This window comes from Anaerococcoides asporogena (assembly GCF_029590275.1).
Taxonomy (GTDB): domain Bacteria; phylum Bacillota; class Clostridia; order Clostridiales; family Clostridiaceae; genus JG1575.
On the sequence record NZ_CP120965.1, the window covers coordinates 1553626 to 1566869 of the forward strand.

Sequence of the window (13244 nt, forward strand, 5' to 3'; positions counted from 1 at the left end):
AATCCGGAAAGTCAAAATATCGCTGCGAAATATCACATGTTCCGCAAAAAAAATGCTGTTGGCAAGTTTGATGGTCCGTGATATAATCGTATGGTACAAAATACACACATCCGCCTATTTTGAATTCTGGTGCAGAAATGTTCGATTGATAGATTCGGTGGATGGAGGAAAAAACCAGGAGGAAACAACATGTCAGTTATTTCAATGAAACAGCTCTTAGAAGCAGGTGTCCACTTCGGACATCAGACCAGAAGATGGAACCCCAAAATGGCTCCTTACATCTTTACCGAGCGGAACGGAATCTACATCATTGATCTCCAGAAGACCGTAAAGAAAGTCGAGGAAGCTTATAACTTCGTTCGTGACACCGCGGCTGAAGGCAAGGACATTCTCTTTGTCGGAACCAAGAAGCAGGCTCAGGAAGCGATCCAGGAAGAAGCAGAACGCGTTGGCATGCACTTTGTCAACAACCGCTGGTTGGGTGGAATGCTCACCAACTTCCAGACGATCAAATCCAGAATCAAGAGACTGGAAGAACTTCATGTCATGGAAGAAGACGGAACCATGGATGTTCTGCCCAAGAAGGAAGTAGCAGCCCTCTTGAATGAAATGGACAAACTGGAAAAGAATCTCGGCGGAATCCGCAACCTGGACATCAACAATGTTGGCGCAATGTTTGTTGTTGACCCCAGAAAGGAACGCATCGCCATTGCCGAAGCCCACACACTGGGAATTCCGGTCGTAGCCATCGTGGACACCAACTGTGATCCGGATGAAATCGACTATGTCATTCCTGGAAATGATGACGCCATCCGTGCGGTTAAGCTGATTGCTGCCAAGCTCAGCGACGCTGTCATCGAAGGCAGACAGGGAGAGCAGCTGGAAGCAGCTGCAGTCGAAAAGGCTGTTGCGGCGGAAGAAGTTGCTGTCGAAGAGACCGAAGCGTAGGAAACGTAGAAAGGGTCGATGGGTTTCCCATTGCCCTTTTCTTTTGAAACTTTCACATTCCCATCATTGACAAGGAGTGGAAGATGACTGCACACAAACAGATTACAATATTCGGATCGGATCTTTGACCCGGCTGCGAAGTCTTAAAGCATAAGCTGGAAGAAGCGGGAATCCGCTTCACCTATGCGTCCATCACGAATAATCTGGGGAACCTGAAAGCATTCCTGAAGTATCGGGAAAGTCTGGATATGTTCGACCGGGTGCGTGATGCCGGAGGCATTGGAATTCCTTTTGTTGTTGTCAACAAGGGAGAACAGTTCATGTTTGGAGATGACTTAAATCTGGAAGATTTAACATAATCCGGCAGGGGAAGCCCTGTTCGGGCTTAAATATGAAATGATCATTCGTTTCGGATCCGCTGATCCGAAAGGTGAACAGCCTTAAAGGCAAATCCAACTATATCAGGAGGAAAAATAATGATTACTGCTCAGATGGTAAAAGAATTAAGAGACAAGACCGGTGCCGGCATGATGGATTCCAAGAAGGCTCTGACACAGGCCGAAGGAAACATGGAGCGCGCCATTGAAATATTGAGAGAAAAGGGACTGGCTTCTGCTGCCAAGAAAGCCGGCCGGATCGCTGCTGACGGAGTCGTTGCAACCTATGTTTCTGAAGACATGAAACAGGGCGGCATGATTGAGTTCAACTGCGAAACAGACTTCGTTTCCCTGAATGAAGAATTTAAGACATTAGCCAATGATTTCGCCAAGATCGCTTCCACGACCAACGCGAAGACTGTGGAAGAATTCAAGGCGGAAGCTTACAATGGATCCACCGTTGGCGAAGCCATCACAGCTCTGATTGCCAAGATCGGCGAAAACATGGACCTGAGAAGATTCGTGAAATTCGACGCTCAGGACGGCGCGATTGCCAGCTACATCCACATGGGCGGCAAAATCGGTGTTCTCGTTCAGCTGAAATCCGAAAATGCCAACGAAGAGGTTCAGAAAGTGGCCAAGGACGTTGCCATGCACGTAGCTGCCACCAATCCGGCGTTCCTGTCCAAGGACCTGGTTGACCAGGAATCCCTGGAAAAAGAAAAGGAAATCTACCGGGTTCAGGCCAGAAACGAAGGCAAACCGGAAAATATCGTAGAAAAGATGGTCATGGGCCGTATTTCCAAATACTACAAGGAAGCCGTTCTTCTGGAGCAGCCCTTTGTTAAGAATCCCGATCTGTCTGTTTCCAAGTTCGTTGAAGGCGAAGCCAAGAACCTCGGTTCCATGGAAGTCGTTCGCTATGTCCGCTTTGAAAAGGGCGAAGGCATTGAAAAGAAGGAAGAAGACTTCGCTGCAGAAGTTGCAGCCCAGATGAACCAGGGCAAATGATGCGCCGACCCCTTAGCCTGGCTTAAGGGACAAGGTTTAGTCTAGGAAACCGAAAACCAATGATGAGAAAGCTCATAAGGGCTGATCGATATAAGCAAAATGGTGCAACGACCGGAGCGGTCTTTGCACCATTTTTATGGAACGGCACCAGCGACAGCGGCGCTCTCCGGTTCAGCGGCGAGAAAAACAGTTAAAAGCTTCGAGTCTAAACGGAGAGTGTGGTAAAATGAATACAGTCTATGACATTGCGGAGGAAACAAACAATTGGAAGAAAATACGAATCGCAAATATAAGCGCGTCATGCTGAAACTGTCCGGAGAAGCTCTGGCCGGAACGAATGGGTACGGCATCGACTTTGAGGTCGCTTTACGGATTTCCCGGGAAATTAAGGAACTGGTGGACATGGGCGTGGAAGTCGGCGCCGTCATCGGAGCCGGCAACATCTGGCGGGGACGTCAGGGCGGCGGCATGGATCGGACCACAGCGGACTACATGGGCATGCTGGCCACCTGCATCAATGCCCTGGCGCTGCAGAATTCCCTGGAGGACATCGGAGTCGAGACCCGGGTTCAGTCTGCCATTGAAATGCGGGAGATCTGCGAACCCTACATCCGCCGGCGGGCGATGCGGCATCTGGAAAAGGGCCGGGTCGTGATCTTCGCGGCCGGTTCAGGCAATCCGTATTTCTCCACCGATACAGCGGCGGCTCTGCGCGCGGCGGAAATTGAAGCCGAAGCGATTCTGTTTGCCAAGAAAGTCGATGGAGTCTATGACAAGGATCCCAATCTGTATGCCGACGCAGTCAAATACAACACCCTGACCTATCAGCAAGTGCTGGAACAGGGCTTGAAGGCCATGGATTCACCGGCCATGGCTCTGTGCAAGGACAACAATATTCCCATCATCGTATTTTCACTGGATGAACCAGGCAATATCAAACGCGCCATAGCCGGCGAAAACATCGGAACCATTATTTCATAGGAGGTATTTTCTACTCATGATCAAGGACATTTACAAAAAAGCGGAAGAGAAAATGAACAAGACCCTGCATAACCTGGAGGCGGAGCTGGACACGCTGAAAGCGGGCCGTGCCAATCCTCACATGCTGGATCGGGTCGAAGTGGATTACTATGGCTCCATGATGCCGATCAATCAGGTCGGAAACATCACGGTCCCGGAGCCGAGAATGCTGTGCATTACTCCCTGGGAGAAACCGATGCTGAAAGTCATCGAAAAGGCAATCCAGAAATCCGAGCTCGGCATCAATCCGGTCAATGACGGAACCATGATCCGGCTGGTCGTGCCGGAACTGACGGAAGAAACCAGAAAGAATCTGGTCAAGCAGGTCAAGAAGTACGGCGAGGAAAGCAAGGTAGCGATCCGCTCCATCCGCCGTGACGCCAATGACAAGATCAAGAACCTCAAGAAAGAGGACGTTCCGGAAGATGAGATCAAAAAGGGCGAAGAAGACATGCAGAAGCTGACAGACCAGTTCATCGTCAAAGTCGATAAGGCCCTTGAAACGAAAGAAAAAGAAGTAATGACCATCTAGGAGGAAAACATGGTGTCAGAAGCAGCCAATGCCGGGCAGGAACTGGATTTATCCCGAATTCCCGCGCACATCGGGATCATTATGGATGGGAACGGCCGTTGGGCCAAAGCCCGGAATCTGCCTCGCTCCATGGGTCATAAGGCCGGCGTTGAAACGATCCGCAGCATCGTCAGAGAGTGCAATCGCCTGGGCGTGAAATATCTGACCCTGTATGCCTTTTCCACCGAAAACTGGAAGCGGCCTGAGGCCGAGGTCGGTTTTCTCATGGATCTGTTGGTGCGCTATCTGCGCAGTGAGTTCCAGGAACTGCATGAAAACAACGTCATCATTGACTCCATCGGCGACATCGAGGCCCTGCCGGCCAAATGCCGGCAGGAGCTCGAATCCGCCTATGAGCGGACTCGCTCTAACACCGGAGTCCACATGTACCTGGCTTTGAATTACGGCGGACAGCGTGAAATCGTCAAAGCCGTCCAGAAAGCCATGGCTGATGTCCAGGCCGGAATACTGAAGCCGGAAGACCTGACCGAATCGACTTTCTCCCGGTATCTGTATGCCGGGGCAATCCCGGAACCGGATCTGATCATCCGCCCCTCCGGCGAGCTGCGGCTGTCCAATTTCATGCTCTACCAGTCAGCTTATTCCGAATTCTGGTTTTCACAGATTAACTGGCCTGATTTTACACCGGCTGACCTGCGTCAGGCCATCGCGGATTGTCAGAAGCGCGATCGGCGCTTTGGAGGGGTGAACAGTGAAGGATAAATTTGATGATGTTCGCCAGCCATTGCAGGATAACCGGTATTTTGGCGCTCTGCTGCTCCTGCCGATCCTGATCGCCTTCATTGTGGGAGGGATCTGGCTCAAGGTTGTTGTTGTCCTGATGGGACTGCGCGCCCTGTATGAATTCTATGAAGTAGTCAAGCAGAAAGGCCTCCGGCCGATTCAGGTTGCCGGCTACAGCTTTGCCCTGATCCAGTTTGCCCTGTTCTTTTTCGGCCGCACCGAGCTGAAGGTGCTTTCCGTCATTATCCTGTTTCTGACGGTGGCCGCCCTGATCATCTCGGTGTTCCGCAAGGACTGCAACTTCATGGATGCAGCCGTCACCGTCATGGGCTTTATTTATACCATTGCCTTTTTCTCGCTGATCCTGCTGATCTACGAGATGCCCGGAGGCAGGCACTATGTCTTCGCCATCTTTACCATCGCCTGGGTTTGCGATACGGCAGCCTACTTCACCGGCCGCTTCTTCGGCAAGCGGAAGCTGATTCCGGAAGTCTCCCCGAAAAAGACGGTGGAGGGTGCGCTGGGCGGACTGGCAGGCGGTGCACTGGGTACCATGATCTATGGCTGGATCGTTCTTCTAACCGGCCAGCCTGTGATGAATCCGCTCCATTTTCTGGTGATGGGCTTCATCGGATCCTTCTTCTCCCAGATCGGCGACCTGATCGCGTCCTCCATCAAGCGGGACTGCGGGGTCAAGGATTATCCCAAGCTGATCCCGGGACACGGCGGCATATTGGACCGGTTCGATTCCGTCCTTCTGGCAGCTGTTTCGGTCTTCCTGTATCTGACCATCATCTTTGGCCATTAGAATCCAAAGCCTGACTAAGGCGTAAAGCAGGAAAGAGCTCTTCCGTTCCGGAGGAGCTCCTATTTTTTTATCAGTAATGGCCTGGGAAGTTTACATCATGATAAGCAGAACTTAAAACTATCATCTAATAATCTTGAATTGCTTTACCTCTTCTTGACTAATATGCTGAAATTATTCATAGTAATATATGACTGTTATTCAAAGTTATAAGCGAATAATTTAACGCGGAGTTTGACTTATATAAATGATAGAATTAACTGACGTTTACCTTATGAGGTTTTTTAGGGGGGATGGTCATTGGCTTCCAATAAAATGATGATTAAGGAATTAGAAGCTTTACGGGTAAGATTAAAATCTGAGTCTAAAAATGAACAAGGCCGAAGGCAAATTATTTGCAGTGATGAAGCACTACAGCAGATCATTGAATTGAAACCTAAGAAATTGAGTGATTTTAAAGGGGTCCCAGGAGTGGGTCCAACTTTTATTGAAAAATATGGCGAGGAATTTTTGAAGGTGATCTCCTACTATGATGAAAGTTCAGCTGATTTAAACATCACTATGGAGCCTCAGGTTGAGGAAACGCTAAGAGAACTGGAGAAGAAATTGGTCAGTCTTAACCGGAGAAATCGGTTGCTGTACCTTCCCAAACTGACAAATAAATATGCATTTGACCTTTTTGAATCAACTGGCTCCAGGGCAATCAGCTTAATATTTGGGAATGATAAATTTATCGATATTGATACTGTGAAACATAAACGGATCATACATCTTCTTCGGGAAACGAATAAAGATATGCGGGATAAAGGGCAGAACGATCTCTATATCGGATATCCGTTTGTGATTGGTCGGCTGGCTGGAGAGAACTTCGATGTCAGAGCGCCGCTGGTTTTATTCCCCGTATCAGAAGAGAGAACTTCGACTAATGTAAGAATTTCATTGGATGAATCCAGGGATGTCCTTTATAATAACACCCTGATTTTGGCGAATCAAAAGTTCAGCGGTCTGAGCAGACCGCTCCCTACAGATTCCTTGGATCAGTTCTTGGAACAGTCATTTCTCGAGTCAGTTCTGTCATTTTATGAAGAAAATGATTTGAAGATCCAAAACAGGGGCGAAACAATCGGGGGGTTTAAGGAATATAAAGCCGAGGAGTTCCCCAGTTATCTTTGTGGTGAACTATTTGTTGAGCCTGTTATTATTCTTGGGAAATTTTCTGTATGCTCCAATTCAATTCAAATCGATTTTGAAAAACTTTTGGAAGAGAAAAAAATGAACGCTCTCCTGACGGATCTGTTAAATCCCTCCCAAAATACCGATTTCTACTCAGATAAATACGTCGGAGAATCCGAAGTACTTATAAAAGATAGACCACTGGTCATTTCTGAGAAAAAAATAAACTATATCAATGATCTGGACAGTTCCCAAGAGAATGTGTTGGCGGCGATTGACAAACTGGATAAACTAGTTGTTCAAGGCCCTCCGGGGACGGGAAAATCGCAGACCATAAGCAGCCTGATTGCAGATTTCGTCAGCCGTGATCAGAATGTTCTGATGGTTTCTGAAAAGCGGACCGCTTTGGATGTAGTATATTCTCGACTGGGTCATTTATCTCAATTTGCTTTGTTAATTGATGATGTAGGCGATAAAGAGGGATTCTATAACCAGCTGTCCAGTTTGATCTCGGCCAGTAAACCAACGCAGCCAGATGAGTATGAGATGGAACTGCTCGCAGCTGAGATAGACTCACTTATTGCAAGACTTGAAGCCATTACTCAAGCGATGTACACGGTCGGTGATTTTGGCGTCGCGCCATATAAACTATATCAGCGCAACCAACGAATCGATTTATCTGATCAAGGCAAAGTGGAGCAGCTGACCAAATTCGAAGAATGCATTTGTCCCGATCTGCTGGGCATAAAATATCAACCACTTTCAAAACTTCATGAGGATTTTCAGAACCAGCATTTCTCAACTCAACTTGATCGATATCGTAACATTGAAAAAACTTTTCCTTGGTTAGAAAAGACAAAGTCAAATTTGAGTGATTACGAAGCTCGACGATTTCTTGAGGATTTGAAAAAGCTAAAGATGGATATTCAAGAGTGGCAAAACAGGAATTTTATTTCCAAGTTTCTCACGAAAAACTCGCTGATTGGCAAATCCTTTATTGACTGCTTCAATATGGAACCCAAATTAGTTCGTGATCTGATAATTCAAGAGATCGATGATATCATTGAAGGCTTTTCGAATTATGTATCATATCAGGAATTAAAGACATTATATGATAAGCTGACACCCGATGAACGGGTTTACTTGGACAGTTTGATAAAAGCGAAGGAATACTCTGATGGGTCTCTGATCAAGGCGAACGATGTCCTGTATAATCATTTGCTTTATAAACACATAAGCTATTTTGAACAGAATCATCGAAACATCTTTCAGGAAATATCTGATTTCGAGTCAATATTTAGAAAGATCAGCCAGTTGATCAATCAAAAGAAGGAGTACACGCGGAGACTTCTGAGCAATCGCCTGGCAAAGGGAGCTTACTCGCTGAATACTACCAAGCGCCGGGGCGAAATACAGCGAGTTCTTGATAGCCGGCGCAAATGGAGTGTTAATAAATTCATTCACAAATTTGATTTTGAACTGTTTAACAGTGTGAAAATTTGGCTTATGACGCCGGAAGCCGTCTCTGAAATAATTCCGATGCAATCCGGAATATTTGATCTGGTGATCTTCGATGAAGCCTCTCAAATGTATGTTGAAAAAGGAATACCGGCGATTCATCGGGCAAAAAAAGTAGTCATTGCGGGAGATCACAAGCAATTACGACCATCCAGTCTGGGTAGCGGAAGGATCTCCACTGATGAGGACGATCTCGAAGAAGCTGAGGAACTCCCTGCTGCCCTGGAAGAAGAGAGTTTGCTGGATTTGGCCAGATTCAAATATGACGATATCATGCTGAACTTCCATTACCGTTCGAAATATGAAGAATTGATTGCTTTTTCCAATTATGCATTTTATAAAGGGCGACTGTATGTATCCCCCAACTTCAGCGTGGCAGATAAGCCGCCAATCGAGGTTCATCAGATGGAAGAGGCAATGTGGATCAACCGGACGAATCGGGCGGAAGGTCTATATGTCGTGAAATTGCTTAAGCAATTTTTCGAAGAAAGAGCCGGAGAGGAAACGGTGGGGATAATTACATTCAACAGCAGTCAGCGAGATTTGATAGAAGACTTGATTGATGAAGCGTGTGCCGTGAATCCATCATTCTCAGCTGCGGTTTTGGTTGAGCAGTCTCGAAAAAAGAATGGAGAGGATATCGGATTATTTGTTAAAAATATTGAAAGTGTTCAAGGCGATGAACGCGATGTCATTATCTTCTCGGTTGGGTATGCCAAGAATGAAAATGGCCGGCTAGTCCGAAATTTTGGCTGGCTGAATCAGAAAGGCGGGGAAAACCGCTTGAATGTTGCGATCAGCCGAGCCAGAGAAAAGATTCATATCGTTACATCATTCCATCCCAAAGAACTTCAGGTAGAGGATGCTAAAAACGATGGACCGCGTTTATTAAAAAAATATTTGGAGTATGCATATGCTGTAAGCAGCGGCGACAGCAACGGTGCTAAAATGATTTTGCAATCGCTTGGCGATCAGGCGGCGGCTGAAACCCAGTCGTTTGACAGCCACTTTGAGAATCTGGTATACGATGCCTTGACCTCACAGGGACTTGAAGTAGCCACTCAAGTAGGAATTGGAGGCTATCGGATCGATCTGGCGATCAAGCAAGGGGGCGAATATGTGTTGGGGATCGAGTGTGATGGGCGGCTGTATCATAGCTCAAAGACGGCTCGTGAAAGGGATTATCATCGCCAGAAGTATCTTGAGTCCAGAGGCTGGAGGATCCATCGAATTTGGAGTTCCAACTGGTGGAAGGATCCGAATCGAGAAGTCCAAAAAATTATGAACGTCGTAAAAGGAATGACCTAAGTATCATCGAAAGACATTTCAGCTGTCATTGTGTTGAGATGTCTTTTTGTCTTTCCAACCTCGGAGCCAGGATGAGATCTAGCTATGTGACTACTGCGATGTCAGGCTTCTCTTTAGGCGGTTAACCGATGAAACTGTGCGTTCAATCAATAAACTTTGTTATAATGAAGTATGCTGCTGCTGAGATTCGTAAGGTACTGCCTTTTCATCATCCGGCGGCGAAGCATTGCGCCACTGAACCGAATCTGGAGCTATGCCGGATTCAGGAAATATCAGGCTGAAGAAGGATATTAAAATGGAACTTAGTGTTAATAAAAATCAAAATACAGCGGGGGGTAAGGCTGACTCAACCGATTCAGCCTTGGCCGAAAACCGGACGAGTGCGGCACCTTCGATCAGAAAGCGGATCATCCTGCTGGGAGCGACGGGATCCATCGGCCGCCAGACCCTGGATGTTATCCGGCAGAGTCCTCACCTGCAACTGGTGGGTGCTTCGGTTCATTCGAATGTGGCCAGCCTGGCCCAGCTGATTGAAGAATTTGACCTGACTTTGGTTTGCATTACGGATGAGACGGCCGCCCGGGGCTTTTCCCGGGAAGGGGTCAGGGTGCTGGTCGGCGCCCCGGGCATGGAGGAACTGGCCCGGCAGGACTGCGACATCGTTCTGACGTCGGTGGTAGGGCTGGCGGGGCTGAAGGCCACGGTGGCGGCCATTGAGACAGGACATGATATTGCCCTGGCCAATAAGGAGACGCTGGTGGGGGCAGGATCTCTCGTTATGGATCTGGCGCGCCGCCATGGCGTCCGGATCTATCCGGTGGATTCGGAGCACTCCGCCATTTTCCAGAGTCTGCAGGGCTATCAGACCAGCGACATCAACCGCATCATTCTGACCGCCTCCGGCGGGCCGTTCCGCGGAAAAAGCCGCCAGGACCTGGAGGCTGTGACTGTGGAAGACGCCCTGAAGCATCCCAACTGGAGCATGGGCCGTAAAATTACCGTGGATTCCGCCACGCTGATGAACAAGGGGCTGGAGGTCATCGAAGCCCGCTGGCTGTTCGATGTGGCTCCGGAGCAGATCATCGTCCATGTTCACCCCGAAAGTATCCTGCATTCCGGGGTGGAGTTCAAAGACCACTCCGTCATAGCCCAGCTGGGCAACCCGGATATGCGGCTGCCGATCCAGTATGCCCTGAATTATCCGGAACGGCGGGAGGCAGTAACCCCGCCGCTGGATCTGTTCGCCGTGGGACGACTGACCTTTGAAAAGCCGGACCGCCAGACCTTCCGCTGCCTGGAGCTGGCCTATCGCGCGCTGAAACTGGACGGATACTATCCGCTGATTGTCAATACCGCCGATGAAGTGGCGGTGGAACTCTTCCTGACCGGAGACATCGGATTCCTGGAAATCGCCGAACTCATTGAGTTCGCCATGGAGCGCTTCGGCCGGTCCGGGGAACTGACTCTGGACGGCGTGGTGGAGCTGGATGCGATGTTGCGCCGTGATCTGGCCCAAATGTATCGAAATCGATAATTCGGTCCGTTTTTCACTTCATTTTAACCTGATGTGTCATAATATAGGGTGAATAAGACCATCCGGATCCGGTTCGCCTGACGAACCGTCCGAATCTACAACATTAGGAGAAACAAATTATATGAGTATTATCCTCGCGATCCTGGGCTTCGGTTTTTTAGTCCTGGTCCATGAATTCGGCCATTTTATCGTCGCCCGCCTGAACGGGGTCACCGTGGAGGAGTTCGCCATCGGCATGGGGCCGTCCCTGATTTCCCGCAAGGGAAAAAACGGCACCGTCTGGTCCATCAAAGCGCTGCCCATTGGCGGCATGTGCCAGATGAAAGGGGAAGACACCGGAGAAGAAGACGGCTCCTCCGATTCCTTCCAGTCCAAGCACCCGCTGCGGCGCATGAGCATTATTTTTGCCGGACCGCTCATGAACCTGATCACCGGCTTCCTGTTCTTTACCATTCTGGCCCAGAGCCTGGGCTTCCAGACTAACGTGGTAGAAAAAGTTCTCCCGGATTCACCCGCTGCCGCCATCGGCCTTCAGCCCGGCGATGCCATTGTCGAAGTCAACGGCAACAAGGTGACGACGTTCAATGATGTCATTACCTATATGGCCGTCGCGGAAGGGGCTCCGACCAAAATCAAGGTCAGCCGCGACAATGTGGTGTCTGAATATGATATTGTCCCGAAACAGACGGAAACCGGCCAGTATCTCATTGGCTTCCAGTCGCAGGTCGAAACGCAGCCGAATCTGGGTCAGTCCTTCCGCCAGGGACTGGTGGAGGCTTCGGCCATGATCCGTCAGACCTACTTTTCCCTGAAGCTGCTCTTCACCGGCCAGGTCGGCGTGGATCAGATGGGCGGACCGGTGGCGATCCTGGGCATGGCATCCGAGGTGGCCAAGGTCAATTTCCTGAGCTTCCTGCGCTTTCTGGGCTTTTTGTCCATCAACCTGGCCATCTTCAACCTGCTGCCGTTCCCGGCACTGGATGGCGGCTGGCTGGTGATTCTGTTCGTTGAACTGATCACCCGGCGCAAAATTCCGGAAAAATTCATGACCGGCTGGAATATGGCGGGTTTCACCATTCTCATGCTGTTCATGCTGTTTATTACATTCAAGGATATATTCTTCCCCATCGCCTATTAAGAGGGGATCACGGAAGACAAACGAGGAAATCTATGATTACACGAAATAAAACCAGACAAGTGAAAATCGGCAATATTTCAATTGGGGGCAATGCCCCCATTGCTGTTCAATCCATGTGCAACACCGATCCCCGGAACGTGGAGGCGTCGCTGGCCCAGATTCGCGCCCTGCGCACCGCCGGCTGCGACATCGTCCGGCTGGCCGTGCCGGATCTGGCGGCGGCTGACGCGCTGAAAGAAATCACAGCCGGCGTGGACATGCCCATGGTGGCGGACATCCACTTCGATTACCGCCTGGCTCTGCGCGCCATTGAAAACGGCATTGCCAAGCTGCGCATCAATCCCGGTAACATCGGCTCCCGCGACAAAGTGGAGCTGGTGGCGCGCGCCTGCCAGGACCGGGGCATTCCGATCCGGATCGGCGTCAACTCGGGCTCTTTGGAGAAGGATCTGCTGGAGACGTACGGCGGTCCCGTACCGGAGGCTCTGGTCGCATCCGCCCTGCGCCACGCGGCCATTCTGGATGAAGTCAATTTCCATGATGTCATCATTTCCATCAAGTCCTCCAATGTCCTGCGCACGATTGAAGCCTACCGGCTGCTGGCGCAGAAGACCGACCTGCCGCTGCACATCGGCGTGACCGAGGCCGGCACCCTGTGGCGAGGCACCATTAAAAGCGCCGTCGGCATTGGCACGCTGCTGGCCGAGGGCATCGGCGACACGCTGCGGGTGTCACTGACCGGAGATCCGGTGGAAGAAATCAAGGTGGGGCGGGAGATCCTGAAGTCCCTGGGTCATCTGAAGGAAGGTATCGAGTTTGTGTCCTGTCCGACCTGCGGCCGCACCGAAATTGACCTCATCGGCATTGCCAATGAAGTGGAAAAGCGCCTGGAAGGCTTGGATAAGGAAATTAAGGTGGCCGTCATGGGCTGTGTTGTCAACGGACCGGGCGAGGCCCGGGATGCCGACATCGGTATTGCCGGCGGCAAAGGGGTCGGCATGATCTTCAAGAAGGGACTGATTGTCCGCCGGGTGAAGGAAGAAGAGCTGGTGGAGGCCCTGATGGCCGAAATCGAGAACATGTAAGCGGGAGCAGGT

General features: G+C 49.8%; 10 protein-coding genes. All 10 read left to right on the forward strand.

What is annotated here, in order from left to right; all coding sequences use genetic code 11:
* The first annotated feature begins 189 nt into the window (after positions 1 to 189).
* The 10 genes from rpsB to ispG all read left to right on the forward strand — a co-directional run bounded on the left by rpsB (position 190) and on the right by ispG (position 13232).
* On the forward strand, positions 190 to 948 hold the full coding sequence (gene rpsB / locus P6M73_RS07490) for a 30S ribosomal protein S2 (protein WP_277855487.1): 759 nt from the start codon (positions 190 to 192) through the stop codon (positions 946 to 948).
* A 476-nt stretch (positions 949 to 1424) separates the two neighbouring features.
* A complete protein-coding gene (gene tsf / locus P6M73_RS07495) occupies positions 1425 to 2336 on the forward strand; it encodes a translation elongation factor Ts (RefSeq protein ID WP_277855488.1) in 912 nt (303 codons plus the stop codon).
* A 300-nt stretch (positions 2337 to 2636) separates the two neighbouring features.
* Complete coding sequence (gene pyrH, locus P6M73_RS07500; protein ID WP_277855744.1) at positions 2637 to 3317, forward strand: UMP kinase; 681 nt, start codon at positions 2637 to 2639, stop codon at positions 3315 to 3317.
* Positions 3318 to 3333: 16 nt separating this feature from the next.
* On the forward strand, positions 3334 to 3888 hold the full coding sequence (gene frr / locus P6M73_RS07505) for a ribosome recycling factor (RefSeq protein ID WP_277855489.1): 555 nt from the start codon (positions 3334 to 3336) through the stop codon (positions 3886 to 3888).
* 9 nt (positions 3889 to 3897) lie between these two features.
* The gene (uppS, locus tag P6M73_RS07510; RefSeq protein WP_277855490.1) at positions 3898 to 4650 is read left to right on the forward strand and encodes an undecaprenyl pyrophosphate synthase; all 753 of its coding nucleotides are present in this window, start codon (positions 3898 to 3900) and stop codon (positions 4648 to 4650) included.
* The gene (locus P6M73_RS07515; protein WP_277855491.1) at positions 4640 to 5479 is read left to right on the forward strand and encodes a phosphatidate cytidylyltransferase; all 840 of its coding nucleotides are present in this window, start codon (positions 4640 to 4642) and stop codon (positions 5477 to 5479) included. The genes uppS and P6M73_RS07515 overlap by 11 nt, the downstream gene beginning before the upstream one ends.
* Before the next feature lie 297 nt (positions 5480 to 5776).
* Positions 5777 to 9475, forward strand: a complete 3699-nt coding sequence (locus P6M73_RS07520) for an AAA domain-containing protein (RefSeq protein ID WP_277855492.1) — start codon at positions 5777 to 5779, stop codon at positions 9473 to 9475.
* A 295-nt stretch (positions 9476 to 9770) separates the two neighbouring features.
* The gene (gene dxr / locus P6M73_RS07525) at positions 9771 to 11009 is read left to right on the forward strand and encodes a 1-deoxy-D-xylulose-5-phosphate reductoisomerase (protein WP_277855493.1); all 1239 of its coding nucleotides are present in this window, start codon (positions 9771 to 9773) and stop codon (positions 11007 to 11009) included.
* Between the two features lie 121 nt (positions 11010 to 11130).
* Positions 11131 to 12147 (forward strand): RIP metalloprotease RseP, encoded by a 1017-nt coding sequence (gene rseP / locus P6M73_RS07530; protein ID WP_277855494.1) that lies wholly within the window; start codon positions 11131 to 11133, stop codon positions 12145 to 12147.
* Positions 12148 to 12179: 32 nt separating this feature from the next.
* Complete coding sequence (gene ispG, locus P6M73_RS07535; RefSeq protein ID WP_277855495.1) at positions 12180 to 13232, forward strand: flavodoxin-dependent (E)-4-hydroxy-3-methylbut-2-enyl-diphosphate synthase; 1053 nt, start codon at positions 12180 to 12182, stop codon at positions 13230 to 13232.
* Positions 13233 to 13244: the final 12 nt, after the last annotated feature.